The sequence below is a fragment of the Paenibacillus sp. 2RAB27 genome (assembly GCF_052115445.1).
Lineage (GTDB): Bacteria > Bacillota > Bacilli > Paenibacillales > NBRC-103111 > Paenibacillus_E.
The window spans coordinates 1-25,682 of record NZ_JBFRGR010000016.1; the positions used below are offsets into that span (position 1 = coordinate 1).

The 25,682-nt window shown below is 42.6% G+C and carries 23 protein-coding genes and 3 pseudogenes; 5 read left to right on the top strand and 21 right to left on the bottom strand.

Annotated elements, in window-relative coordinates:
- Window positions 1-509 precede the first annotated feature (509 nt).
- Window positions 510-1,442, top strand: coding sequence for an aldo/keto reductase (locus AB4114_RS20755; protein WP_441990156.1), 933 nt, complete (start codon window positions 510-512; stop codon window positions 1,440-1,442).
- 105 nt (window positions 1,443-1,547) lie between these two features.
- On the opposite strand, the gene AB4114_RS20760 is transcribed toward AB4114_RS20755, so the two are convergent.
- The 10 genes and pseudogenes from AB4114_RS20760 to AB4114_RS20805 all read right to left on the bottom strand — a co-directional run bounded on the left by AB4114_RS20760 (window position 1,548) and on the right by AB4114_RS20805 (window position 9,316).
- Complete coding sequence (locus AB4114_RS20760; protein WP_441990157.1) at window positions 1,548-1,931, bottom strand: VOC family protein; 384 nt, start codon at window positions 1,929-1,931, stop codon at window positions 1,548-1,550.
- Window positions 1,928-3,148 carry an MFS transporter gene (locus AB4114_RS20765; protein ID WP_441990158.1) on the bottom strand — a complete coding sequence of 407 codons (1,221 nt, stop codon included), beginning with the start codon at window positions 3,146-3,148 and terminating at the stop codon, window positions 1,928-1,930. The genes AB4114_RS20760 and AB4114_RS20765 overlap by 4 nt, the downstream gene beginning before the upstream one ends.
- 124 nt (window positions 3,149-3,272) lie before the next feature.
- Complete coding sequence (locus tag AB4114_RS20770) at window positions 3,273-4,271, bottom strand: ROK family protein (protein ID WP_441990159.1); 999 nt, start codon at window positions 4,269-4,271, stop codon at window positions 3,273-3,275.
- 623 nt (window positions 4,272-4,894) lie between these two features.
- Window positions 4,895-5,080: pseudogene (locus AB4114_RS20775) on the bottom strand ((2Fe-2S)-binding protein); the annotation flags it as partial.
- Window positions 5,081-5,157: 77 nt separating this feature from the next.
- Window positions 5,158-6,105, bottom strand: a complete 948-nt coding sequence (locus tag AB4114_RS20780; RefSeq protein ID WP_441990160.1) for an alpha/beta hydrolase — start codon at window positions 6,103-6,105, stop codon at window positions 5,158-5,160.
- A 96-nt stretch (window positions 6,106-6,201) separates the two neighbouring features.
- A complete protein-coding gene (locus AB4114_RS20785) occupies window positions 6,202-6,420 on the bottom strand; it encodes a hypothetical protein (protein ID WP_441990161.1) in 219 nt (72 codons plus the stop codon).
- A gap of 114 nt (window positions 6,421-6,534) precedes the next feature.
- Window positions 6,535-7,110: a TerD family protein gene (locus tag AB4114_RS20790; protein WP_441990162.1), complete on the bottom strand. Its 576-nt coding sequence runs from the start codon at window positions 7,108-7,110 to the stop codon at window positions 6,535-6,537.
- A gap of 130 nt (window positions 7,111-7,240) precedes the next feature.
- Window positions 7,241-7,342, bottom strand: a pseudogene (locus AB4114_RS20795) (TerD family protein); the annotation flags it as partial.
- Between the two features lie 211 nt (window positions 7,343-7,553).
- Window positions 7,554-8,300 (bottom strand): type I methionyl aminopeptidase, encoded by a 747-nt coding sequence (gene map / locus AB4114_RS20800; RefSeq protein WP_441990163.1) that lies wholly within the window; start codon window positions 8,298-8,300, stop codon window positions 7,554-7,556.
- Window positions 8,301-8,398: 98 nt separating this feature from the next.
- The gene (locus AB4114_RS20805) at window positions 8,399-9,316 is read right to left on the bottom strand and encodes an AraC family transcriptional regulator N-terminal domain-containing protein (RefSeq protein ID WP_441990164.1); all 918 of its coding nucleotides are present in this window, start codon (window positions 9,314-9,316) and stop codon (window positions 8,399-8,401) included.
- Between the two features lie 188 nt (window positions 9,317-9,504).
- On the opposite strand from AB4114_RS20805, the gene AB4114_RS20810 reads away from it, so the two are divergent.
- The gene (locus AB4114_RS20810) at window positions 9,505-10,920 is read left to right on the top strand and encodes an MFS transporter (protein WP_441990165.1); all 1,416 of its coding nucleotides are present in this window, start codon (window positions 9,505-9,507) and stop codon (window positions 10,918-10,920) included.
- Window positions 10,921-12,019: 1,099 nt separating this feature from the next.
- Window positions 12,020-13,249 carry an MFS transporter gene (locus tag AB4114_RS20815; protein WP_441990166.1) on the top strand — a complete coding sequence of 410 codons (1,230 nt, stop codon included), beginning with the start codon at window positions 12,020-12,022 and terminating at the stop codon, window positions 13,247-13,249.
- Between the two features lie 153 nt (window positions 13,250-13,402).
- On the opposite strand, the pseudogene AB4114_RS20820 reads toward AB4114_RS20815, so the two are convergent.
- The 4 genes and pseudogenes from AB4114_RS20820 to AB4114_RS20835 all read right to left on the bottom strand — a co-directional run.
- A pseudogene (locus AB4114_RS20820) lies at window positions 13,403-13,531 on the bottom strand (class I tRNA ligase family protein); the annotation flags it as partial.
- Window positions 13,532-13,709: 178 nt separating this feature from the next.
- On the bottom strand, window positions 13,710-14,309 hold the full coding sequence (locus AB4114_RS20825) for a response regulator transcription factor (protein ID WP_171636711.1): 600 nt from the start codon (window positions 14,307-14,309) through the stop codon (window positions 13,710-13,712).
- Entirely contained in the window at window positions 14,306-15,442 is a 1,137-nt protein-coding gene (locus tag AB4114_RS20830; protein WP_441990167.1) for a histidine kinase, read from the bottom strand. Before AB4114_RS20830 ends, AB4114_RS20825 begins: the two co-directional genes overlap by 4 nt.
- 69 nt (window positions 15,443-15,511) lie before the next feature.
- A complete protein-coding gene (locus AB4114_RS20835) occupies window positions 15,512-16,582 on the bottom strand; it encodes a fatty acid desaturase (protein ID WP_441990168.1) in 1,071 nt (356 codons plus the stop codon).
- Between the two features lie 320 nt (window positions 16,583-16,902).
- Between AB4114_RS20835 and AB4114_RS20840 the strand changes: the two genes are divergently transcribed.
- Both AB4114_RS20840 and AB4114_RS20845 read left to right on the top strand, forming a co-directional pair.
- Complete coding sequence (locus AB4114_RS20840; protein WP_056625586.1) at window positions 16,903-17,103, top strand: cold-shock protein; 201 nt, start codon at window positions 16,903-16,905, stop codon at window positions 17,101-17,103.
- 68 nt (window positions 17,104-17,171) lie between these two features.
- The gene (locus tag AB4114_RS20845) at window positions 17,172-17,402 is read left to right on the top strand and encodes a cold-shock protein (protein WP_068669718.1); all 231 of its coding nucleotides are present in this window, start codon (window positions 17,172-17,174) and stop codon (window positions 17,400-17,402) included.
- Window positions 17,403-17,457: 55 nt separating this feature from the next.
- Here the strand turns inward: AB4114_RS20845 and AB4114_RS20850 are convergent, their stop codons facing one another.
- The 7 genes from AB4114_RS20850 to AB4114_RS20880 all read right to left on the bottom strand — a co-directional run bounded on the left by AB4114_RS20850 (window position 17,458) and on the right by AB4114_RS20880 (window position 25,620).
- On the bottom strand, window positions 17,458-18,333 hold the full coding sequence (locus AB4114_RS20850) for a DUF4846 domain-containing protein (protein ID WP_441990169.1): 876 nt from the start codon (window positions 18,331-18,333) through the stop codon (window positions 17,458-17,460).
- Between the two features lie 192 nt (window positions 18,334-18,525).
- Entirely contained in the window at window positions 18,526-20,715 is a 2,190-nt protein-coding gene (locus AB4114_RS20855) for a family 78 glycoside hydrolase catalytic domain (RefSeq protein ID WP_441990170.1), read from the bottom strand.
- A 126-nt stretch (window positions 20,716-20,841) separates the two neighbouring features.
- On the bottom strand, window positions 20,842-21,741 hold the full coding sequence (locus tag AB4114_RS20860) for a phosphotransferase family protein (RefSeq protein WP_441990171.1): 900 nt from the start codon (window positions 21,739-21,741) through the stop codon (window positions 20,842-20,844).
- Window positions 21,742-21,820: 79 nt separating this feature from the next.
- Window positions 21,821-23,065: an MFS transporter gene (locus AB4114_RS20865; RefSeq protein WP_441990172.1), complete on the bottom strand. Its 1,245-nt coding sequence runs from the start codon at window positions 23,063-23,065 to the stop codon at window positions 21,821-21,823.
- A gap of 153 nt (window positions 23,066-23,218) precedes the next feature.
- The gene (locus AB4114_RS20870; RefSeq protein ID WP_441990173.1) at window positions 23,219-23,692 is read right to left on the bottom strand and encodes a MarR family transcriptional regulator; all 474 of its coding nucleotides are present in this window, start codon (window positions 23,690-23,692) and stop codon (window positions 23,219-23,221) included.
- Between the two features lie 135 nt (window positions 23,693-23,827).
- Window positions 23,828-24,715 (bottom strand): carbohydrate ABC transporter permease, encoded by an 888-nt coding sequence (locus tag AB4114_RS20875; protein ID WP_441990174.1) that lies wholly within the window; start codon window positions 24,713-24,715, stop codon window positions 23,828-23,830.
- A 14-nt stretch (window positions 24,716-24,729) separates the two neighbouring features.
- Entirely contained in the window at window positions 24,730-25,620 is an 891-nt protein-coding gene (locus AB4114_RS20880; protein ID WP_441990274.1) for an ABC transporter permease, read from the bottom strand.
- Between the last annotated feature and the right edge of the window lie 62 nt (window positions 25,621-25,682).

Sequence of the window (25,682 nt, forward strand, 5' to 3'; positions counted from 1 at the left end):
CTGCAAGTTCAATGAGTTTATTAAGAGGCACGCGAAACTCATCTTCCTGTGCTAAGGAGTTCCAACGAATCACAACGGCTTCAATCACATCATCCCAAAAAATATGAGCTTTATTTGAGAAATAAAAGTGCATCATATTTAATCTCTCCTCTCAGACAGATCTACGGATAGCGAACTACTTCTATAGATGATTGAGTGCGTACCATTCCGTAAAAATGCTTATTTCTTCGTAATTCCACTATAGTACGAAAATGATGCATACATGTAATTAATATATTTCACAATAGCCATAGATGCGGTGAATGGGACAATGCTTATCGATCTATTTTCTTGTTACTCGACAAAAAAACGAAGCTAGCACATTTTTTCGTGTGCTTCGCTTCGTTTTTTATTTTTCATTTTCGGTCGCCATCAAATTTTTTTATTATGCGCTTGAAACTTACGTAACGTAATGCATTATGATGTGGATACTGGTAAAAGTAGGGTAAAATGAGAGGGAGTTGAAGAGAATGACGAAGCTAACACGAATTGGTAAAACAGATTTAGTTGTCAATCCAATCGGGCTTGGATCAAGCGCTGTGGGTGGGCATAATGTTTTTCCTAATTTAAATGAAGAAGTAGGCAAAGATTTGGTGCGGACTGCGATCAACAATGGAGTGAATTTTTTAGATACAGCGTTTTTTTATGGAATAGGACGTTCAGAGGAGTTAGTAGGTGAAGTGATAAAAGAAGCAGGTAAGCGTCATGAACTCATCCTTGCAACAAAAGCCGGCCTTACACTTGTCGGCAATGATCTTGCCATGAATAATTCACCTTATTTTTTAAAACAAGCCGTTGAAGATAGTTTGAAAAGGATGCAAACAGATTACATTGATTTATTTTATATTCATTTTCCAGATCAGGATACACCAAAGGATGAGGCGGTTGGAGTCTTAAACCAGCTTAAAGACGAAGGTAAAATTAGAGCAATTGGCGTTTCTAACTTTTCACTCGAACAATTGAAAGAAGCCAATAAGGATGACTATGTTGATGTATTACAGGGAAACTACAATTTGCTGCAGCGTGAAGCGGAACAAGAATTCTTTCCCTATACGACAGAGAATAAAATCTCTTTTATTCCATACTTTCCACTAGCTTCGGGCTTGCTGGCCGGTAAATACAATACGGATATGACATTCAATGATTTTCGTAAAGATATGCCTCACTTCCATGGCGGTAAATTTAATGAAAATTTAGAAAAGGTAGAGCAGCTCCGTAAAATTGCAAATGAAAAAAATGCCGAAGTTGCTCATGTAGTCCTTGCTTGGTATTTAACACATGATTCAATTGATGTTGTCATTCCCGGTGCAAAAAGAACAGATCAAGTGCTAGATAATTTAAAAACATTAGACGTCCACCTGACAAAAAAAGAAATCAACGAAATTGATCATATTTTTAAATAGGTTCTCTGTGGCGAACACATTCAGGCCGATCCCGTATCTGCTTTGGTCACAGATGTCTCATGAGTGCATATAGTAGCGATTTTTGAATGAACTTAGATACAGCACTCAAACAGTAATTTCAATTTGATTATTTTCAGGTCCTAATACGCAACTTTCGTAATAACCATCTCCCGTAGTACGAGGGCCACTTAAGATATCATAACCGGCATCCGCTAGCTGCCTAGTTAATAAGTCAACTTTTTCTTTGCTGCCAACACTAAATGCCATATGGCTGAATCCTGCCCTGGTCAACTCTTTAGATCCATCCGTCATATTCGGCCTAGACATAATCTCTAAATCAGCCCCTTCATCAAAGGTTAAAAAATACGTTTTCAACCCGGTCTGAGCGTTAACGTACATTGCATTGGATTTGGCATTAAAGAATTTGATGAAAAATTGTTTATTAAGCTCCAGATCTTTTACATACATAGCAATGTGCGCGATTTTCACAAGTTATTCCCCTTCACTTGTTTATTTAAGATACGATTCACCGTTTCCACACTTATCAACATTAGGGCGAGAAATACTAAGACGACAATTGGGAATAGAGATAAACTAATTTGTGACGCAATAAGACCAAACATAGGGGGAAGGAATGTTGTTCCGGTGTAGGCGACTGCCATTTGGTACCCCATTAATTTGGCTGAATTATCGCGTCCGAAACGAGCGGGAGTTTCATGCAAAAGTCCAGGATATATCGGAGCAAGGCCTAATCCTATAAGAATAATTCCAATTAAAGAAAATGTACCCGATAATGGAAGTAGAAGAAATATTCCCCCGACAATTGTTACGATCTGTCCGTATCTAATTAACACACGATTACTAACCTCAAGGGCAATAAATCCGGTTATCAACCTTCCTAATGTAATGCCTGCATAATACAAGGAGATCCAGCGGGCCGCACTCTCAGCGGAAATTTCCAATGGACCAACCAAATAACTGGCCCCCCATAGTCCTATGGTCATTTCAACGCCACAATAAAATAGGAAAGCGATTAGAGTAGGTTTTACACCTTTGATTTGTAGGATATTTACCTTCGTTAAGGATGAGTCGACCGGCTCAAGTTCTGGTTTATTGGTAGTTTCACTCATTCGTAAACGTTCTTCCTTACGTTTGGCAGCCACACGATTCCAAAGAGGAAGCGTGACAAACAATATAACAACGAGTGAAAACTGAACAATGGATACCGCAACATATCCTCCCCTCCAGAAGCCGTTATCCCCTATATATCCTGACATTACAATTGGACCCATTGTAGCCCCAACTCCCCAGAAACAATGGAGCCAATTCATGTGATGAGCTTTATAATTTTCAGCAACATAATGATTTAAAGCTGCATCAACAGAGCCACCACCAAGTCCAAGGGGAATAGCAAAAATAATGAGCCACAGCATGGAAGGTGAAATTGAAAATCCGAGTAACGCCCCTGCTGTTAATAAGCAACTAATTAGAGTTACTTTTCCGGTTCCCAGACGTTTAACTATAGCACCGCTAGCTAAACTTGATACAATGGTCCCCGCGGCTATCGTCATGGACACAATTCCCGCCGCCCCCATTGATGTCCCTATGTCTTGCCACATGACAGGCCAAGCTGATCCCAGCAATGAATCTGGAAGACCGAGGCTGACGAAAGCAAGATATATAATAAGTAAAAACCATGTAGCCATATAACCACCCCCTTTAAAATTATACTTTATAAAGAATCTTTATTTAGTATGTGCGATTCATATTTTTTTGTCAATATATTAAAAAGAACCCCTGAAGGAATCGAAGGAATCTCAGGGGACTTTCTTAATTGAAATTAATGGTCGGTTCCAGCTCTTTTAGTGTGATCCATCGCATGCCAGATTCGAAATCCTCTTGGAACGCGTCTTGTTGGATCACTTCAGGATAGGTCGGCATGATATGTTCCTGTTGATACCTCTCCCACTCGTTTCTCCAGAAATTTACGTCTACCCTATCTACATAAACGACAACCATGTCTGGCGCGAGAATAGCATTCACAGTATGAATGAGCTGACATAAGGAATGGACAAATAGTGTACTGTTCATTTGACTCCATTGTTGATCGTTTGGGAGGAATTTAATTTCTCCAGCCATTCCGCTCTTACCTTTAACTAAACTGCCATTAAGATAAATTCCCATGCCTGGAGGATATTTTGTAGGAAAGTAAATGCCAACGATCGACCTATCATCAGAAAATTCATGGTTCGCATAAAAACCGCTGACAGCTGCATTAACATCATTTTCAACCAACACTGGCAAATTAAACTTCGATTCGATTTCTTCAGCTAAACGGATTCCTTTTAATTCACTATGACTAGTTACCGTCACTTCTCCGTTTACTGTTTGCCCTGGGATTCCAACGCCAATCACTTTAATGGAAGGATACAGATTGATAAGATGTTCAATACTTTCGTAAAGAAATTGGCGTTCAAACCGTGGCAATATATGTTCTTCTTTATCTATAATTCGATTTTCTAAGTTAACAACCATAACAGTAACTAGTTCGTTGCCTTGATTCTCTTTTAAACTGATAACAAGTGCTAGACTAAAATCATAATTAAAACGATAGGTTAAAGCCGGTCTTCCACCGTTGGAAGGGACCGTTTCGTCCTCAAATATTTCTCCTAGTTCATGCAATTCTTTAACAAGAGAATTAACGGTGACCACACTGAGTTTAGTTAATTTGGACAGTTGTGGTTTGGTAGCCGTTTCGATTTGTTTAAGTGCTTGACGTACGTTATTTAAATTAATCTCTTTCATTAAAATAGCATTCGCAATTTTCATTTTGCTTCTCCTTATCTGGAATTAATTTTATCGTATACATGTTTCCATAACAAATTTGATACACATAATTCCCGAAATAACTACTTAAAAGTAATGTAACATACCGTTTCACATTCCCATACTTTTATTTGAACATAAAGATTAACGTCTTTAATCTTAGGCAGCCGCACAGACAAATGGTTACTCACCTACATAACATGAATAAGGAATGATAAACACCTACTTTTAAAGGAGTGGAATGGACAATGAGTTTGCAACAGCTGCCTCCGCCGCCCACATATCCCCCGGCAAAGTCCTCTGGCTCATACATGATCGATTGCGTTAATCAATACACCTATGTATGGTTAAAAAATGGCGACAGTTTCTGGTTTTTTCCGATTCGTGTAGAGTCCTTCGGAACATCAGGTTTTAGGTGGACAGGATCATTCTGGTTATATGATGGCATAGATTCAAGGTATATCGATACTGTAGCGTGTCCTCCGATTCCTACCCTTTATTGAATAAAACCATCGCCATTCATAATGGCGATGGTTTTTGTTTGATTTAACTATTTCTGTCACCCTTCATCCTGCTTTTTGCCTTCGCAACTTGGACAGCTTCCCGGATCTCTTCGTAGCTGGAATAAATGCTTGCTGCACAGCCGTCTCTCCACCTAAGCCTTCAATCGTTGTGACCTTGCGGCCAGGAGCTTCAACAGCAAGCATAAAACAGGATTTGATCGGCGCGCCATCAACCAATACGGTGCATGCACCGCAGTCCCCATTCTCGCATCCGGCTTTAGTGCCGGTAAGCCCAAGGCACTCCCGCAGCTTCACTCCACCCTTTTTCCAATGGTCATTGTACATCTTATATGGAAAAAGGTTGCCTATACTTCCTACCGTTCTGATTATTCTTTTAACCACGCGTTTGCAAGCATAATCGCACCTCTAGCTGCAGCCGTGTCCGCCAAAGCGTTAAGCATAACGAAATCGTGAATTATGCCTTGAAAACGGACAGCCGTCACGTGAACGTCTGCTTCGCGAAGCTTATTGGCATATGCCTCGCCTTCATCGCGCAAGACATCGGCTTCAGCCGTAATAATGAGTGCTTGTGGGAGTCCTGCAAGCTGATCTGTGGTCGCGCGCAGCGGTGCTGCATAGATGTCTTCCTTATCCCGCGGCTCCGCCACATACTGCTCCCAAAACCAAGCCATACCATCTTTCCGAAGGAAATAACCAGTTGCGAATTCCTTATAAGATTCCGTATTCAGGCTCGAATTCGTTACAGGATAGAAGAGCAGTTGTTTATGAATCTTTGGACCTTTGCGATTTTTCGCCATCAGTGTAATAGCTGCCGTCATATTTCCGCCTACGCTGTCACCAGCTACATAGAGGCGATCCGTATCGAACCTGTTTTCTTCACCGTTATCGGAAATCCATTGCAGGACGGCGTAAATTTCTTCGATGGCCGTAGGATATTTGGCTTCCGGCGAAAGGCTGTAGTTCGGGAATACAACGCACGCCTCTGTACCGACCGCCAACTCTCGGATGAGGCGATCATGGGTATGTGAGTTGCCGAATACCCAGCCGGCTCCGTGAATGTAAAGAATGACCGGCAACTTTGCCGTTACATTTTTCGGGCGCATCAGCCTAATCGATACTTGACCGCTCGAACCTCCCTCGATTACTATATCTTGAATGTCGACCGGTAGTTTCTCAATATCTCCTGATTGGACAGCATCGACTGTTTCGCGCCCTTTCTCCGGACCCAGGTCAAATAAATACGGTGGGTTTTCATTATCTTGCACAACTTTAAGCGCGGCTGCTTCTAATACTACTTTTTGTACGTTTGGCATGAAAAACATCTCCTTTGGGTTAGGCCTCTCCATTCCCTTTAACCAAAATAAGGTTCGGCGAACCAGGTTGCCCCCAAGCTAAATCCGTATGATTGATTATGACAGCACAGGTGCCAGCCCCGCCGCCACAACCACCAATACATCTTGTACCATTCCTTCTGCGGTGCGATTCTGGGGATTTCGACTCCACTCCACGGCAGACTCTGCACATAACCATTCGAATAGGAGTTGATAAAGTTCTTTTTGCATCGCGATTTCAAACAACGGCTCAAATTGACGGTCTTCTGAAAGCCATGTACTCCCGAGTACGGGCAAGAAACTCAAAAACAGCTTAGTAGGAGGGTACGCAAATTGCCCATATTCAATTGAAACTAAGACAAAACAAAAAGCCGTCGCGTATAAGGCGAGGGCTTCTATCATTCCATATTACTAAGCTAAACCGTAATCCTTCGCTAAACCGCCAAGGCCTTCTCTGTACCCACTGCCTACCGCCGAGAACTTCCACTCACCTGAATTCCGATATAATTCACCTACGACCACAGCAGTTTCAATGGAGAAATCTTCACCCAAGTCGTAACGGATTAGCTCTTGGCCATCCACTTCATTAACAATACGAACGTAGGCATTGGAAACTTGCCCAAAGTTCTGATTACGCGCTGCAGCTTCATGAATCGTAATCGCAAAAGCAATTTTCTCGATCGTTGCTGGAACCGCCGATAAATTAACATTTATTTGTTCATCATCACCAGCGCCGTCACCTGTACGGTTGTCACCATTATGTATAACAGATCCATTTTCATTTTCCTTGTTGTTATAGAAAACAAAGTTTTTCTCATTATCAACTTTACCTGCAGCGTTTGTGCAAAACACAGAACAATCAAGATCGAAATTGCCGCCACCATCGTATTTATTCGTGTCCCAACCAAGACCTACAAATATTTTTGATAGCCCTGGATTTGTTTTTGTAAGATCTACTTTCTGACCTTTAGATAGATTGATTGGCATGGAATGATTACCTCCGTTTTATTATTTTATTGGTAACGTTCAGCTCGTTGCGTAATTATCAGTTAAATTAAACCGAATCAACTCTTGATTATTGGCAGCATTCACTACTCGGATATAAGCAGATTTATTCACTTGTCACTGGATCCCATCCAAGACCAACTACAAGTTTAGAAAGGCCGGTAGTGCCTTTCGTTAAGTCTATTTTTTGACCTTTTACAAGATTAATACTCATTGTCTAGGTCACCTCCTTTCGACAGCGGAATTTTCTCTGCATGATACATACGACGTGTGCTCTCAAATAGTTCCAAAATAGAAAAAATGTTCTACCAAACTATAATTAAATTGCTGAAACAAAAAAAGCGCTAGACCATTTGGTCCTAGCGCGTTGACACATCATCATCATTGAACAAACGTTCTGCGTCCTCCACTTTTGTACAGCTATCCTAAGCTACCGTCACGATGATAGGTTGATTCTTAGTAATAATAATGGTGTGCTCATGTTGTGCCGCAAAGCCGCCGCCCGGTAAACTAAATGTCCACCCATCCGACTGCTCAACGACATAATCCGCACCCGTTGATAAAAAAGGCTCAATCGTAATGACTAAACCCTCTCTCAATACACGTTTATCGTGTTTGTTATAGAAAGGAAGAATCTCTGTCGGAGCCTCATGCAAGGATTTTCCAATACCGTGACTACACAAATTATTAATAACGTTATAGCCGCCTTTTTTAGCCTCGATTTGAATAATCCGTCCGATTTCATTCAATTTAACGCCATGCTTAAGTGAAGAGATTACTTTCATCATCGTATTGTGTGTGTATTCACATAAACGCAATAAGGATGGATTGGTTGGAGTTATTGGAAAAGACTGCCCCGCATCCGCATAATAACCTCCCAATTCTGCCGAAACGTCAATATTTATTAAATCGCCAGGTTGGATGATGCGATTTCCAGGTATTCCGTGGGCTACTTCATGGTTAATGCTTATACAGGTGTTGCCTGGGAAATTGTATGTTGATTTCGGTGCCGGCACAGCCCCATGCCTTTTCAAAAAGCTACCTCCGATTTCATCAAGTTCCTTTGTAGTCATACCAACACGTGTGTGACGTTTCATTTCATTAATCGTCATTGCAACGATTTTGCCGATTGCCTTCAGACCATCGATATCGTCCTGGGATCCTATTGTCATTAAAGCCCCTCCATTTTCAGATAACATTATTTTACACATTTTAAAAAGAATACGCCACTATAGACAAAACATTAATTCAAAATGAGGAATTGAATGCTTTAGCTGGTCTCGAACGCTTCCGGTACTGGTTTTCTGTGGAACGCTTTCATATCTTGAAGCGGTGGGAGCCCGAAAAGCCGGCGGTATTCACGACTGAATTGAGCCGGGCTCTCGTATCCGACCTCCAGCGCGGCGGATGTCGCGTTCACGGAGCCGTTCAGCATGAGGCGTCTCGCTTCCTGAAGGCGAAGCTGCTTCTGATATTGCAGGGGAGCCATCGTTGTGACAGCTTTGAATTTGTGATGAAGTCCTGAGACACTCATTTTGGACGATCTCGCTACCTCTTCGATTGTAAAGGTTCTGTTGTAATTCTCTTTTATCCATTCAATGGCTCTACTGATCCCCTCATTCTGCTGGTCCATGAAAACCCGTTGGACAAACAAGTGCCCATAATCTCCCGTAAGCAAGCGGAAAATCATCTCGCGCTTGATCAGCGAAGACAGAAAGCGGATTTCCGTCTCTGGCTTAACTCGCAGTTCCAACAGCCGGATGAATAAGAGCAGCAAGTGCTCATCGGATTTGCCTACGTAGGCTCCTGGGCCGAGCTTTCGGTCGAGTGGCTCCACAGTGATACCGGTATCTGACATGACAGAAGCAATCTCTTCCGCCGTTATATCGATTCGTAAGCCGATATACGGCGATTGCCGCGAAGCGCCGATGACTTGTCCAGAGGCCGGTATATCGATCAACGAAACTAAATAGTCGCCTGCGCTATAATAGATCGTGTCTTGACCGAGGTGAAGCTTCTTGCCCCCTTGTAGAATCAGGCAAAAAGAGGGAGTTAGAACGCCGGGTATGATCTCCGTCGGCCGGTTGCGTCGGACTAGCGAAAAAAAGGGTATTGACGTCTCCGTACGGCCCTCTGCAAGATAAAGGGAATCCACTATATTCAATAATTGATCCAATTTCGTCTGCATAGAAACGTTCCTCCATTCCTTCTATCCTCTCCTATTATACGCATTTCCTATAAGAGCGCAAACCTGTTAATCCAACAATATGTTTTACCTCTTTGCAGTATTGATCAATTTTTTAGCAGGAATGAGCTACTTCCCGATACCGAATCGCGTCATAATAACCGTTATAACGCGAAAGGGAGGTTATCCTCTTGAATGAACATTCGAAACGAATTATTTTGACAATAATCGTCGCCTGTCAGCTAATGATGGTGCTCGACGCTTCAGTCTTGGTTACCGCATTACCGGAAATTGGCAGTACTCTCCATCTGTCGACGGCCGCTTTGACTTGGGTGCAAAACGCTTATATTTTGGCGTTCGGAGGCTTCTTGTTGTTAGGCGCTCGAGCGGGGGACATCCTAGGAAGGAGAAAAACATTCACCGCGGGGATCGCCTTGTTTTCGCTGGCCTCGATGTTGGCCGGCTTGGCGCCGTCCGCTTCGATTCTGCTTGCAGCACGAGCTTTGCAAGGATTGGCCGCAGCGATGGCGACTCCGTCTGCACTCGCCCTGTTGTCCGTAAGCTTCTCGGAAGGCCGGGAACGGACGAAAGCGATTGCTGTTTACAGCGCCGTATCGGGAGCCGGCGGCAGCGTTGGTCTAATCATTGGCGGATTGTTGACGGATCTAATATCTTGGCGCGCCGGGATGTTCCTCAACGTACCGATCGGCGTCGCTCTGCTTCTTATGGTGCCTCGGTATATGCAGGAGACGGAGACGAAAGCGGGGCGACTGGATATCATGGGAGCCATGACGTCGGTGATCGGCATGACGGCACTGGCATTCGGGTTCGTTCAAGCCGCGTCTGTCGGATGGAAAGCGCCGGAAGTATGGAGTTCGCTTGCTCTCGGAGGTGTCTCGCTAGCGGCTTTCGTACGGGTCGAAGCACGGGCGAAAGAGCCAATTACCCCACTTCGTCTGTTCGCAAGCCGAACACGATCCGGAGCTTATTTGGGTAGGCTGTTGCTCTTGTGTGGAAATTATCCGATCTTTTTCTTCGTTCCGCAGTTTCTGCAAAAGGTCCTTCATTTCAATTCTTTGCAGGCTGGACTCGCGATCATGCCGTTCACGGTCGTTCAGTTCGGGATGATGTATGCCATGCCTACGCTTTTAGCCCGATTCGGTCATGCAAAAGTATTAATCGCCGGGTTGATAATCGCGATCACTGGAACAAGCTGGCTGAGCCTCATTTCGGCTGATTCGAGTTTTCTTCCTCAACTGTTTTTCCCTTTGATCGTCATGGGGGGTGGTGCTGGAATGATCTTTCAGCCTTTTACGACGCTAGGGTTGTCCGGTGTGGAAGCCAAGGATGCAGGAGCAGCGTCAGGGCTCGTCAACGTCGCTCATCAGACTGGCGCGTCGCTCGGACTCGCAGTCCTGATCGCCGTCTTCGAGACGACGAACCGGCAGGAAGTTCCTTCAGATATGACTTTTGCCCATGCGATCTCCGTCTCGCTCGTGGGTTCGGCCGTTTTCCTGACGGCTTCTCTCCTAGCAGTCTTGTTCTTGCTGCTGCCAGCAGACAGGGCGCAACGCGCCGTAGCGGCTGAAACGCGGAACGCTTCCTGAATTGTGCAATCGTGATTGCTTCTAACTCTAGTCCGATTTGGGCTTTGACTTACTGAGTGCGTGTGAATCTTCGTTTGACTCCATAGGAATCCATGATGCTTGCAAAGTTTCATGAAAAACATTTACTAGAAATCTTAACTGTAGCCTTCGAACTATTCAAGTATGTAACTAATTGAGAATAAATCTTACTGTCATTTTTAAAAAAGGCAACCAATCCACTTGGGTTGGCTGCCAATTTCGTTTAGCTATGAACGCTAGTTACCGTGCTAAATTATTAGCACCAACCTCTCTCAGGCCAATCAGCTCCGTATACCGTTGGAAAAAGGGCAAGCATAATAACGCCGCTATAAAATACTTTTAACCCTGCAGCTACTGCTTTTTTTCTGAAATTAGTGATACTTATGATCTTGCTTCTTTGTTGCCTCAGATTGGATTATAATTGGCCAACGAGAAATCGATATAATGAACTCGCCCTGCTTGAACTGCAGGAAGTGCTAACCAGGCTTCGTCTTCCAACTACTGGCGAACCCACGCAGCATCGGGACCAAATGTAGGTACAGCCATAAAAATGCGATCACAGGAATACGTATGAATCGATTCAATCGAAATGTGCTTCCATTTCTGTTGTTATTTTGCAGACAGATTTTGCAGCAAAGAGACTACCGAAGCGTAACCTTCAGTAGTCTCTTTTTACGACAAAAGATAGTATTTTTAGATTCATCTTCCTTTTAGTGCATAGTAAATTGGAAATGACATGGCAGTTGCAATACTCAAACAAACAAATAAACTCGGTATTACTATTGTTTTCATTTTATGGCTCCTAACTTATTTCATATTCATTTTGTTATGTATATTCTGTTAAACCTTATTATGCATGATGATGTACATGCCTATTCCTTCCTGCCTTATCTTCTTGGTTGATATATCTTAATAATTCGCACAAACTAACAGCTCTGGGGATCTTCGTGCTTTCGCTTTATCCAATTCATTATTAATTAAATACCAACTGGATTAATGGGATTAATTCGATAATGATTGCGCAAATTAATGCAAGAGGTGATAACGTGCATTTCTTATGGCTAGGTTTAGGCACTGGATTATGAAAACAAATAAATGGAGTCTACTTTCTATTGCGTCCATCCCCTTAATTATGACGTTGGGAAATTCTATGCTTATTCCCGTCCTACCATCTATTCGCAACAAATTACAAATAACTTCATTCCAAGTGAGCTTATTAATTACGATTTACTCAGCAGTGGCTATCCTACTTATACCGATTGCGGGGTATTTGTCGGATCGCTTCGGCAGGAAGATCATTATTATCCCCAGTTTACTCATAACTGGCATTGGTGGTTTGATTTCTGGTTTAGGCGCATGGTGGCTGGAACACCCTTATGTAGTCATTATGCTAGGACGAGCGTTACAAGGAGTAGGCGCGGCGGGAGCTTTCCCCATTGTACTGCCACTTGTCGGTGACATGTACCAACACGAAAGTGAAGTCAGTAAAAGCCTGGGGATTGTAGAAACGGCCAACACGCTAGGCAAAGTTCTGAGTCCTATTCTAGGATCGGTGTTGGCTTTCGTGGTGTGGTTTCTCCCCTTTCTCACCATCCCTGTGTTGTGTGTGGTATCTACACTATTAGTTGCCTTTCTAGTTAAATCCCCTAAGAAAAAAGATGAGAAAGAAGTAATAGTTAGATTTAGTCACTTTCTTCAAAACCTTAAGCAAATATTTTCGAAGAATGGTCGTTGGTTATCTGCAATTTTTGCCATTGGTTGCATCTGTATGTTTGTCATTTTTGGGACATTGTTTTATTTATCGGACACACTTGAAGACAAATATCAGATTAAAGGCATATGGAAAGGCTGTGTGATTGCCATCCCTTCGGCAGCGCTATGTCTTGCGTCTTTCCTAACTGGCAAAAAAATTGGTGAAAACAAGAAGTTAATGAAGTGGATTACTTTTAGTGGCGTAGCTATTGTGACTGCAGCACTTGTTATTTCTGGCATGGTACAATCTCTATACGTATTGATTACTTTAGTTAGTATTGCCGGCATTGGCATTGGTGTCACACTTCCCTGCTTAGATGCCCTGATAACGGAAGGGATTGATAAAGCAGAACGAGGCACAATAACTTCTATCTATAGTTCGATGAGATTCATTGGCGTTGCGTTAGGCCCTCCACTGGCTTCAGTCCTTATGAAGATGTCATCACAACTTATGTTTTACAGCATCTCGGGTACATGTGTTGTTGCTGCGCTTCTTGCTTTATTCGCTATTAAGCCTAGTAATGAAGAAAACATCAGAGTAAATAATAAGCGAGTATAAAAATAAAGCCCAGCAGATCCACAGCAGATGGGCTTTATTTTGCATGCTTATATAATCAATCAAAATGCTTTGCTTACATCAATCCGTTGGAACAATACTTCAACTTGGTTTAGCGCTCTTCCAGCGGGACACTCAACATATGCCCAAGTGGTCATATAGTACCTCTTCTACCTTTAGCCGAAAATACCGCGCAATCACGTCTCCTGGAAGTAAACTCGCTACCCGTCCTAAGTGAAGTGATCCGTTAGCCTAAGGCCATGCTCCTCCAATAAATATGCTCATGATCCAGTTCCTCCTAATTCAAAATTTGTGAAAACAAAAAAAAGCCCTCGTCCTCAAAAAGGACGAAAGCTGTCGCTCACGTGTTTCCGCCTAAATTTACCGATCCCTCACGGTGACCGGCCTCAACAAGTACGTCACCGCATGAGGTGATTATACCCTGGCACGTTAACTAAATAAACTATTTGAACCAGCCCTTCTCTTTGAAACGCATAATAGCCTCAATTCGGTTACTGACATTGAGCTTATCGAGAATAACGGAAATGTAGTTGCGAACAGTACCTCTTGTAATATACATGTGATCAGCGATTTCCTTCGTGTTTTTCCCATCAGCGATCAGGTTCAAGACTTCCTTTTCCCGCTCGGTCAAAGGATTTTCTTCATGATAAGTCTCATCTACTAGCTCTGAGGCATAAATTCGTCTGCCAGCCATAACGCTCCGAATCGAGGTAGCGAGTTCCTCGCTTGGGCTATCTTTCAACAAATAACCGTTGGCTCCTGCCTTGACAGCCCTCTCAAAATACCCGTAACGAGCAAACGTAGTCAAGATAATGACTTTGCAACCCAGTCCCTTTAGTTCTTCCGCCGCATCTAAACCGTTCATGATGGGCATCTCGATATCCATGACACAAATATCTGGCTTATGCAGTTTAACTAGTTTGACAGCATCCTCGCCATTGCTCGCTTTACCAACGACCTGCATATCCTCTTCCAAATCAAGTAAGGAAGCAAGTGCGCCAAGCAGCATCCGCTGGTCCTCGGCAATCACAATTCGGATCATATCCGCACCTCCCTTTCTGGTGGTATGATAGCATTCGGAACTTTTATAACAATCATGGTTCCTTTGTCTGAGACAATTTCCATACAGCCGTTTACAAACTCTAGTCGCTCTTTCATACCCCGTAAGCCATTTCCAAGTAACACAAGACATTCTTTCGTTATCCCAACCCCATTGTCCTCGACCTTAATAACGAGATCGCTTGGTGATGGTTCAATAGAGATTGAACATGAAGTAGCACTGCTATGTTTGATAATATTCGTAACAGATTCCTTCAAACACATACTCAACACGTTTTCATTGATCAGAGACGTGTTGGTTAACTTCGGATCTCCCTCTACAATGAGGTCAATTTCTGCAGCCTTCAAAATCTGTTTGATTCGAAACATCTCTTCCACTAGTCTTGTACCACGCATTTGCGTTACGATTTCTCGAACTTCCTTTAACGCAATTCGAGCTGTCTGACGTACATCATTGATTTCGATTTGTGCTTGCGCCGGATTTTTGCTAATTAATTTCCCAGCCAAATCACTCTTTAAACCAATTAATGAGAGTTTCTGACCAAGTGTATCGTGTAAGTCGCGGGCGATTCGTTGGCGCTCTTCTAACTTTACCAATTCGGAAATCCGCTTATTTGCATCCTCTAGCTGTCCCTGGAGTTGTTCACTCCTATTCCGGTTGAACGTCGTGACAGGAATGAGGATAACGGCAATTACACAAATGATGATAAAGGGCAATTGGTTAAAATACACAGGATTTTGGGATACCAATCCATAGTTAACCGTTGCAATGGTGGTAACTAGATGTATGCAGTACAACGTAATAAATCCTGCTCGACTTTTCATGGTACCAATAAAAAAGGCTATAAACAGTGAGAAGTACACATAGCTGAAGGCGATGCCCATAATAACCGAAATAATAATTTGTATACTAGTCCAAAAGTACACAATCCATCCTTTAGATACGAAGGACAGCACATAACAACTAAAGAAAACCACAATCATGATTGTGCCTAATACAATGTGATATATGGTCGAAGAACGAAATATGAAATAAAAAGGGAGGATATAGAAGACAACCCACACATACGGACTAATGCCGGTGTTTTTGTGAAAAATTTGATACCACTTTTGCATAGTCCGTTTAGCCTCTTTTTCTCCAACATAGTTTTACTTATATTTTAACATAAACATGAAACGATGTATTTATTGCCCTTGAAAGGTTGATTTACGGACTTTTATGTTTATTTTGTTAGTCAAAGGATCATGCTCATTTTCCTTAAGGTTTACCTGCTTTTTATTTTTATAACCGACAAACGTTTTATTACGCTCATCCCATAGTTTAAAACTTAGCGACTTCAAACTGGTGCCGATTGTTATAGTCGTTGCTTTTTGAAGTGGAGGCGTTGCATTATGCGCTTTTTCCAAATTATAATTGGGCACCTTCGGACTCAAATGATGAACATGATGAAACCCAATATTTCCAGTAATCCATTGTAGCAGCTTCGGCAGCTTATAATAGGAGCTTCCTTCTACCGCGGCTTTCACATAACTCCACTCATCTTCCTTCTCGAAGTAGGAGTCTTCGAACTGATGTTGCACATAAAACAGCCAGATTCCCATCAAGCCTGCTACGAACATAATCGGAGCTTGAATCAGAACAAACGACTGCCATCCAACTATCCAGATCAGTAACCCATATAAAGCAAGGATGGAAACATTCGTCATATACGTACTGATTCTTTCCTTGCGTCTAGCACCTTTCGTATTAAAGCGGTTCGTAAATAGGAACAAAAAGATGGGACCAAGTCCGAACATAATGAATGGGTTCCGATATAACCGATATGCCATTCGGACCCATACGGAAGATGCGGCATATTCGTCGACGGTAAGTACCCACATATCACCTATTCCACGTTTCTCGAGGTTACTGCTCGTTGCATGATGGATGGAATGACTATTTTTCCACTGCTGATAGGGAAAGAGTGTAAGGATACCTGTAATTGTACCGACGATTTCGTTAGCTCTACGGCTTTTGAAGAACGATTGATGACAACAATCATGGAAAATGATAAAAGTACGTATCACAAATCCAGATGCGATGATCGTAATCGGTAATGTGATCCAATAAGATATAGATAGGCTTAGATAGGCAGCTACCCATAGTACGACTAAAGGTCCTAAGGTATTAATGAGCTGTTTGATACTAGCCCTCGTATTTGATTTTTCATAAGGGGCAACCTGTTTTTTTAAGTTAGTTAGTGTGGATTGTGTCATCGTATCGTTCCTCCTCGATATGTTGCGCAGGACATGTTAGCGAATATCAGTTGTCGTATCCTATCTTCATTATAGATATCGCTTTCAGTTCGTTGCAGTCATAAACATCATGTAGACGGTATGACATATGTCATATAGGAAAGAGAGAACCATTATTAATTTGCTTATCACACTTTTGTGTGCTATGATTGGTCAATAAACAGCTTTGACATAAACTCACATATTGAAAAAGTGATCATTTGTGTAATGGTGCCTTTTTCAATGTGTGATTTTTTTTGTTTGAAAAAAGCATGTTAATAACAATTTGGAGGTATTTTATTATGGAAACAGGAACAGTGAAATGGTTTAACGCAGAGAAAGGTTTTGGATTTATTGAGATGGAAGGCGGAAATGACGTATTCGTTCATTTCTCCGCAATTCAAGGAGATGGATTCAAATCTTTAGACGAAGGACAACGCGTAGAATTTAACGTAGCTCAAGGCAACCGCGGTCCTCAAGCTGAAAATGTTGTAAAACTGTAATCAATCCACAGTGAACTGTCCTTAACAAGTGTTAAGGGCAGTTTTTTTATTAGAAGGAGGAGCAAACCATGTATTTTCGAAAAAAATCGATTGAGGATCTCATTCAGGAAGACACGAAAGTCTGGGCATGTAATAATGAAGATTGTAAGGGTTGGATTCGGGACAATTTCTCCTTTGAATATGTACCAACTTGCCACCAATGCCTTTCTCCTATGATTAGCAGTTTGAAAATGCTCCCTATCATTTCTAACTCCAATAAGAATTTGAAGTCTCTTCATAAAGGCAGACTGATCTCCTGATCAATGGACCGGAAAAACAAAGAAGAGAAGATCCAATTGGGCCTTCTCCCTCGCATTAGTCTGTGAACCTATATAGTTGTTCCCTTGTAAATGTCCATTCCGGGGTATTCAACTTTCCCTCAAACGAAGTGGAATACCAAGGATTACCCTCTCCATTCGCTCCATTCTCCAGAATGTGTATATCTTGCGCAGGTGTGTATCCCTGAGCTAGTAGAAAGAGCCTATCACCGGTTTTGGGGTTCTCAGCCATATCCAATACCACAATTGCATGTCCAGGCGTGCCCCCTTCCAGAAACACATCTCCAAGCTGCATCTCTGATAGCGGTACCTGTTTCATTTCCTTTGACAAGGACAACGTTCCTGCGTACGCAAATACCATGTTCAAATAGCTTCGAAACACCTCGTAGCTGTTGGAGGGTGCTCCTCGTTTGGCCCATGAGACCTTGTTGCCAGAAACGTCAATCCGATTCCCTTTCCTCCACGTTGCATAGTCAGCTTTAAAGCCATTCGTAAAATTGAAATGAATCTTATCAAAATTGCCAATGCCATACAGGTATTCCGCCCGCAGCCTCATAACCGCATCGGCGCATTGCTGCAAATCCCGCTCACCTACATCCACATCGAGCACAGCTTCGTAAACCTCTTTAGCCTTAAGATCCCCATTAAACAAATGTACCTTGGAACCATGTGGCTTCAGGGGTAGATTACGCAAATAATGCCCATATGACCCATCCTCTACGGGAACTCTCTCGTAGCCTTTCGGTACGGCTATCCGGTCTATGACATTTGTTCCTTCGGCATGAATTAATTGTTGTTTGTGGGATTTGGTTCCCGAAAGAGTATCGGCGATTGTCGACCTTCCCTCCCCCGCGGCTGAGCATGAACTAAGCAACATCGCAGAAAGGGCAGTCATTGTTAGCCATTTTTTCACGTATTCTCAGCTCCTCTTCTCTACTCGGGTCTTTATCTTGTTAGGCACATCCCATATATCCCAATAATAGCATATTTATGATTATACTGGTTACTTTCTAAGTGCTTGTAAATTTCAAAAAAGAAAGCCGACTGACAATTAAACGTCAGCCGGCTAGATATACTTAACTTATTTTCTTATGTACACAAAGTTTTATCCTCGTCTGACTGGGATACCAGCTGGGAAGCTCTCGCTCCATTCCCCATTCTCATAGCGGAGTTGAATCGTACCGGTTGGAACATTCAGCTGTAAGGAGAATGACGTCCAGCTTGCAGGAAGCTTCGGACAAAACGCGATCTCTTGCCACCCCGGCTTCGCTGGCTTTAGACCTATAATATCCTCGATCAGTACTGGAACCGGCCCGCTTGCCCATGGATGGCATAAGCTAGTGTTCCACTTCTGATCTTTCCCCCATGCTTCGAAGCAGGTGGTTGCTCCTTCTTTGATCATATTCCCCCATGAGTGTTCATCATCGGCTGAGAGCAAGTCATAAATCAACCCATGCTCTCCGACCTCCGCAAGTGCCTTCATGACAAAGTAGGAGAAATAAACGCCGCATGCAAACCGCTTGGCGCGGATCATGTCAACAATCGCGCTGACTGATTCCTCTGGAGCGATATGGAACAGCAGTGGGAGTACATTGGCATGCAGAGCATGATGCGTACTCTGCTCCGAGTCTATAAACAAGCGGTTCTTCTCATCATAGAAAGCTGCTAAGAAGCTCTTTTTTAATCGCGGTAGCCGATTCTCATAAGCAACTTCGAGTAATTCGCGAATCTCGTTTACACTGCTTACACAGCCGAGATATAGTGCATTGATGACATTATGGCAGCCGGGACCGACTGGCCTGCTCAGATCAAAATCATAGTTGTCACGTAAATTTTGTGGCCAATCGACCAGATTCCATTTGTCCGTGAAATTTTCAAGCAATCCATCTTCACGCTCGAAATTCTCAAAATGTTTAAGTAAACCTTCCGCATACGGGTACATTTCCTGAAGGAATGCCGTATCCCCACTGTAACGATAATACGTCAAAACTTGCATCGGCCACTGCAAAGAGAAATCAGCTATTTCCTGCATGAAATGTCCTGGAACAACGGCCATAATGCCTTCACAAACGAACGAACTACGCCCAAATTGCTCAATAGCCTTGCGTGTCAGCCGTAAATCCCCACTGAGCAGCATGTGGGAGTGACCAATAATCGTATTGTCACCCAGATATTGCCCCTTCTCTCGGCTCGGACAGTCCACGAAATTTTCTTGGGATCCATATCGGACACCATTTTTGCAAATGTCAAAAATTTGATTCATCAACTCATCTGAGCTGTGAAGCAGACAGCTTTGGTCATCTAACGGATAGTGCCTGACCACCGCGTGGAAAGATTCCGGATTCAGCGCTTCCTCAGGCCCTTGCACTTCCACATAACGAAATGCCTTATAATCGTAGGTTTCGAAGTTATCTATGTCACCGGATAACGTCCACTGGTCATGATAAAGGCAATTGCAGCGCATTTCGTAGCGAACTGCTTTATCTCCAGGCAATAGCTCTTCCCCTGACATAATATGTACTTGTTCTCCCGCATTTCCTTGTGCACGCATGGCGAATTGGCCTGTCAACTCGCTTCCGAAGTCGATCAGATAATGACCTGCTGCAAGCCGTTCGACATGTGTAGGCTGCTTCTTATATACGGAGAGCAGCGGCGTTGGCTGCTGAACAAATGTATAATCCGTATGCTCCGCAGCATCTGCATGTGCCCAATCAGAATCATCGTAGCTAAGTTCTGTCCAACCTCGCTCCGATAGCCTTGCATCCAAATGCTCTGTAAATTGCGTATCATAACCGAACGTCACTCCAGGTCGATTATCATTAACTCTCTTGGCTTTCCATGTCCGATCTGTCTTGATCAGTAAATGCTCGCCTGCCCAAAGTTCCGCTATGAGACCTTGTCGGTTATCGGCGCTATTATAAGCGCGATTTAACAGCCCCTGATAGTAGACATGAACGGCTATTACATTTTCCCCAACTTTTAAAAAGGAACTTACATCTATACGATTGAAATAATAATGATTCGCATCACTCTGTGCGGGCCCTTGTCCAACGAACTCACCATTCATATACAGTTTGTAATAATCATCTGCAGTAAGATGAAGCCAGATCTTGTCCCCATCTATCACCTTGTCATCCAACATGAATACATTTCTTACATACCAATGGTGATGTTGTAAATCCGGGATATACGGTTCAACGGTAACCTCATCATGCTCTTTATGGTAAAGATAGGGTTTTTCCAAATTCATAAAAGCACGATCTGTCAGCCAATTGGCCTGCCACTCTTGTGTCAACCTGTCCCTCTCCTCTGCATGTGTGTAATGCTATCAGAATAAATCACAATTCCACTATTCGTGAGAACATAGGAAGATTCCTTTTCTTAACCAAAAAAAGCCCGATTTCTCAGGCGTTCTTCCACTTTACAGCAGCCCATTCTCATTTATTAATGGATTGTCCCTGACGATTTTTCTTACTCTCTTCATTGTATTCGGGTATTTGGGCACACCAGCGATTCGATCGAGCAGCAGCCACCTCAGGCAAGCCATCGCTTCAAAGATCTCCAATTCCCCAGCAGCTACAGGAATTTCTTCTTGATATTTGTATAAAAAGGTAAGGTATTTGCTCTCGCTCACATAGATACGCAGAAGCAGACAAGCCCATGACAGATCATACCTAGGATCTCCTAATTGCCCGTTCGTCCAGTCGATCACCGTGTAGTGTCCATCCTCTTCTAGCATATTGCCAAGATTGAAATCCCCGTGTATGAGCCGGTCCATTCTCATATCCGCGGCGTCAACGAGATCGATCAGATTCTCCTTCATTACTGGAAATGCCTCGATCCCAGGGAAAAAATAAGTAATAAAATCATACTTAGCTAGTTCCATCCCCGCCAAATCATCTGGAGACAATCGATGAATGTCAGCTAGAACAGACGTTATCTTCTTGAAAATGCTCGGACTCACCTTCGTAACCGTCGTTCCGTGATATCGGGTCAGCAACACCGCATCCCCAGCTTCGGTTTGTCCATAACCGATCGGTACGGATACGCGGATTTTCTGATGAAGTAGAGCTTCCAGTAGGTGATATTGACGCGCGACGTCAGGTTTCGAACGTCGGTTCCACACTTTCAGTACAAATTGATTCTCTCCAAGTGTGATCTTTACCACTTCTGCCTCAAGTCCTGGCGAAAGTGGACTACACGTCAGTTCAGAGCCTGATTGAAACAAGTCGTTCAGAATTGGGTTTCTTTCCTTCCATTCAATACCGTTAAACATATCAATCATTGCATGTCCTGCTACCTTATCTTCACAATGTTTCATATCTCACCTCTGGTGATTTAACTTCTTCCAGAGAATTCAACATTTTGCTGTGTAATCCTGCCTGCTAAAGGAATGTGATTTAGAGTTTTGTTTGACTGAGTTGCGTTCTCCTATATAAAACTGCTACTGCCGCTGTAATAAGGATCATTCCCATAATAGCGGGTGCAGCATGACCAAGTGATACATAGATTTGACCTCCAACGATTGGCCCAATCATTCTTGCTAAAGCTTGAATAGATTGGCTACCGCCTTGAATCCTCCCTTGTTCACTCGCATCGACAGACTTGGAAAGCATCCCATTGAATGAAGGTCCAAAGATTGAATCACCAAAACCAAATATAAACATGCCAATGATAAAAAGAGGATAAAATGAGAATAATGCTGATAGCGCAATTAGACAGTAGCCTATAATCTCCGAAACCATGCCAAGAATGGCTATCTGTTTATCACTGCGTTTCATTAAAAGCTTTGGCATGACGAAACCTTGAGCAATGATGTCTTGGACGCCCATAATTGAAAACATAAGACCGATTAATACAGGCTTCCAACTGAAATTATCCAATGTAAATTGTGAAAATACGGCCTGTAAGGATCCGTTAGGTATCCAAAGTAAAAATGCTGAGATGAATAGCCTTTGTAAGTTTTTCATGGCAAGTATATTGGCAAGCTGTGTAAATGGATTCAGTTTGACAAGTGAAATCTCTTTCAATCTATTGATCTTATCAAGGCTCTCCGGCATAAAAAAGAATCCATAAACTACATTCAATAATGTTATGCATGCTCCAACAAACATGGGTGCAGAATAACCAAATTTGGCAAGCAATCCGCCTACAGTTGGGCCAATGACGGTACCTATACCTACAACCGCGCTCACCCACCCAAAGTATTTGGTTCTCTGTTCGGGAGGTATGATGTCTGCAAAATAAGCGAAGATCGTGCTAATGCTCCCTCCTGTTATACCTTCTATGATGCGCCCAACAAATAGCACCCATAGAGCTCCACCCATGCCAAAAACAAAGTAACCGATTGCGGAACCCGTGAGACATAGTAAGAGCAATGGACGACGGCCATATTTGTCGCTCAATACGCCTAGTATAGGCGCCGCGAAAAATACGCAAAGGGCATAAACAGATGTCAACAGCGTTACAATGATAGCTTGTTCTCCTGGACTGCTTGTATAAGGCTGCACTAAGAACGGGACGACAGGTGCTATGATACTGAAACCTATTCCGCAAAGAAACACAGAGATAAGACCGAATAGTAATGCGTGTTTATTTACGGTTTGAGTTGTGTTCTTTGTATTATGTGATCTAAAAATGGGCATGTAATTCCTCCTCGATAGTTTTAATTATGATTCCATGGAAACAAACTTATAGTATCGGACTATTGTTTCCTTGTCAACAAAAATACAACAATAAAAAAGCAGCCGTTCTCCAGAGAGCCCGACTGCATGTGGTTTAAGTGTCACTATTATCATTTATTCCGAGACGCTATCTATACCCATTTTCTTTATCTCTGCATCCAAATGACTATTGTACTTTTTCACGAAGCTAAGCACACTGTCAAATTGTTCCTCGGTTACTTGCTCAAATACAGCTTTATCCCGCTCTTGAAACTCTTTGTGCAGATCCGCATGGATATTATAAATTTCTTTTCCTTGTTGAGTAAGCTTAAAATAGATTTCTTTCTTATTATCCGACTTCTGGTAGCTTACAATAAGGCCTTTTTTTATAAGTTTCTGAGTTAATTTGCTTATAGCACCGCGCGTCATATAAAACGTTTCCGCAAGTTTTGTCACGTTGGAATCACTATTATTTTCGATGTATTCAATGCAATGTACTTCAGTTGATGTATACCCCTTAAGACTGTCTTCCATTTTATCCTTATTCAGCCAAACCATCTTGTTATACAAGTCTCTGAAACCCATGACGACCTGATCTTCTTTGTTCATGGCTTGTCCTCCCACCCGCTCTTGCATGAACCCTATAATAATAATTTTTGTTTCTATTTAAACAATATTAAATTAATTCATTAATAAACACAAATAAGAGCTTACCGCGAAGTAAGCCCTTCAACCCTCGTTCTACTATTCCTTTACAGCTCCCAGCATGATGCCAGATACAAAATATTTCTGTAAAAATGGATACACGATTAGCATAGGCACCATGGCTATAAAGACTTTGGCGGCATTGAGTGTCCTATTGGACAACTCAGATAGCTTTTTATACTGTTCAGGCGTGAGGTTTGTGCCGACCGGGATGTTAACAACCAACTGCTGGATATAGGTTTGGAGCGGATATTTATCGGAAGTGTTCATCAGCACTAGACCATTAAAGAACTCGTTCCAGTGATATACACTGATAAACAGCGCTACTGCCGCTAATACAGGAATGGAACAAGGAATATAGATCCGAAACAACGTTGCCCAAGGGCCGGCACCATCTACAATTGCTGCTTCACTAAGGTCTTTCGGGAGATTTCGAAAAAAATTCATAATCAAAATAACATTGAAGATCGGGACACCACCGCCGAGCACCAGCGCCCAAATCGAGTTAATCAAACCATAGTGTTGGATAGTGAGATACCATGGAATCAGACCACCATTGAAGACCATGCAAAAAACTAGTATCCACATGAACGTATTGCGCGCTGTAAAATCTTTCTTAGGTCTCGCCAGTGGATAGGCCATCAAAATACTTACAATCATAGAGAATGCGGTACCTAGCACGGTTCGTTGGATCGAAATCCAGAATGAGTTTAAGAAAAGATTATCGTTTATGATCTCTTTGTATGAGGCTAATGAGAAACCAATGGGATAGAGCGTAACCAATCCTGCGTTTGCTGCTGATTTATCAGAGATGGACACACAGAAGGTATACCATAGTGGATATATACAGCTAATCAGCAACAAGCCAAGGAGAATCACATTGACAATTTCGAAAGTACGTGATCCTAAAGTCGTATTTCTTACCATTGCAACACCCCCTTCTAAAACACCGTATAATCTGCATATCTGTACGCCAGGCGGTATGATATGACAATCAGCACGAAGCTGATGACAGACTTGAATAACCCTGCCGTTGTCGCTAGTGAGAATTGTAGATTCTGCAAACCCAGTCGATATACCCAAGTGTCTAAAATATCACCCGTTGAGTATACAAGCGGATTATAGAGATTATATACCTGATCGAAACCAGCATTCAGCACGTTACCGAGGCTTAGAACTCCCAGCAGCACGACCGTTGTCGTCAGTGCAGGAAGTGTAATATTCCTAATCATTTGCCAACGATTGGCTCCATCGATTGCTGCTGCTTCATACAGATTCATATTGACTCCTGTTAGTGCTGCAAGATAAATAATGGCATTGTAACCGAACTCTTTCCACACATCGGTGCCGATAACCAACTGACGAAATATACTTGCATCCGCCATAAAAAGCTTGGGATCCCCTCCAAACATTTCAATGACTGTGTTGACAACGCCGTAATACCCAAAAATACCGATAACAATCGTCGCCATAATGACCCAAGATAAAAAGTGCGGCAAATAAACGACCGTCTGAACGAACTTTTTGTAGCGCAAGTTGGTAAGTTCATTCAACAAAATCGCAAAAATCAATGGGATTACTAAATTAAATACAATTTTACCCACAGCGATAATAACGGTGTTCGTGATGACTGATTTGCTGTCATTCAGTTGAAACATGTAGTTGAAATTTTCCAACCCAACCCACTCGGAACCGAAAATACCCATTCCGGGATTATAATTTTGGAATGCCATCACGATGCCGAACATCGGCACAATACTGAATAGAATTAGCCAAATCATGCCTGGAAGCAGCATCAAATAATAATGCTTCTGAAAGCCCATTTTCCTCATCATGGTTGTCCCCCAATCTCAGTTGGCATTTTGAAAATTTGCAAAAGGCGTTGAGTCCACCA

What these genes read in the sequence shown, in the direction of transcription:
- AB4114_RS20870 (WP_441990173.1), bottom strand. Translation starts at nt 23,692, where the DNA reads ATGAACAAAGAAGATCAGGTCGTCATGGGTTTCAGAGACTTGTATAAC.
- AB4114_RS20780 (WP_441990160.1), bottom strand. Translation starts at nt 6,105, where the DNA reads ATGCCAAACGTACAAAAAGTAGTATTAGAAGCAGCCGCGCTTAAAGTT.
- AB4114_RS20825 (WP_171636711.1), bottom strand. Translation starts at nt 14,309, where the DNA reads ATGATCCGAATTGTGATTGCCGAGGACCAGCGGATGCTGCTTGGCGCA.
- AB4114_RS20880 (WP_441990274.1), bottom strand. Translation starts at nt 25,620, where the DNA reads ATGAGGAAAATGGGCTTTCAGAAGCATTATTATTTGATGCTGCTTCCA.
- AB4114_RS20835 (WP_441990168.1), bottom strand. Translation starts at nt 16,582, where the DNA reads ATGACACAATCCACACTAACTAACTTAAAAAAACAGGTTGCCCCTTAT.
- AB4114_RS20755 (WP_441990156.1), top strand. Translation starts at nt 510, where the DNA reads ATGACGAAGCTAACACGAATTGGTAAAACAGATTTAGTTGTCAATCCA.
- AB4114_RS20815 (WP_441990166.1), top strand. Translation starts at nt 12,020, where the DNA reads ATGAAAACAAATAAATGGAGTCTACTTTCTATTGCGTCCATCCCCTTA.
- map (WP_441990163.1), bottom strand. Translation starts at nt 8,300, where the DNA reads ATGACAATAGGATCCCAGGACGATATCGATGGTCTGAAGGCAATCGGC.
- AB4114_RS20840 (WP_056625586.1), top strand. Translation starts at nt 16,903, where the DNA reads ATGGAAACAGGAACAGTGAAATGGTTTAACGCAGAGAAAGGTTTTGGA.
- AB4114_RS20875 (WP_441990174.1), bottom strand. Translation starts at nt 24,715, where the DNA reads ATGGTAAGAAATACGACTTTAGGATCACGTACTTTCGAAATTGTCAAT.
- AB4114_RS20845 (WP_068669718.1), top strand. Translation starts at nt 17,172, where the DNA reads ATGTATTTTCGAAAAAAATCGATTGAGGATCTCATTCAGGAAGACACG.
- AB4114_RS20805 (WP_441990164.1), bottom strand. Translation starts at nt 9,316, where the DNA reads ATGCAGACGAAATTGGATCAATTATTGAATATAGTGGATTCCCTTTAT.
- AB4114_RS20865 (WP_441990172.1), bottom strand. Translation starts at nt 23,065, where the DNA reads ATGCCCATTTTTAGATCACATAATACAAAGAACACAACTCAAACCGTA.
- AB4114_RS20765 (WP_441990158.1), bottom strand. Translation starts at nt 3,148, where the DNA reads ATGGCTACATGGTTTTTACTTATTATATATCTTGCTTTCGTCAGCCTC.
- AB4114_RS20770 (WP_441990159.1), bottom strand. Translation starts at nt 4,271, where the DNA reads ATGAAAATTGCGAATGCTATTTTAATGAAAGAGATTAATTTAAATAAC.
- AB4114_RS20860 (WP_441990171.1), bottom strand. Translation starts at nt 21,741, where the DNA reads ATGAAACATTGTGAAGATAAGGTAGCAGGACATGCAATGATTGATATG.
- AB4114_RS20830 (WP_441990167.1), bottom strand. Translation starts at nt 15,442, where the DNA reads ATGCAAAAGTGGTATCAAATTTTTCACAAAAACACCGGCATTAGTCCG.
- AB4114_RS20790 (WP_441990162.1), bottom strand. Translation starts at nt 7,110, where the DNA reads ATGCCAATCAATCTATCTAAAGGTCAGAAAGTAGATCTTACAAAAACA.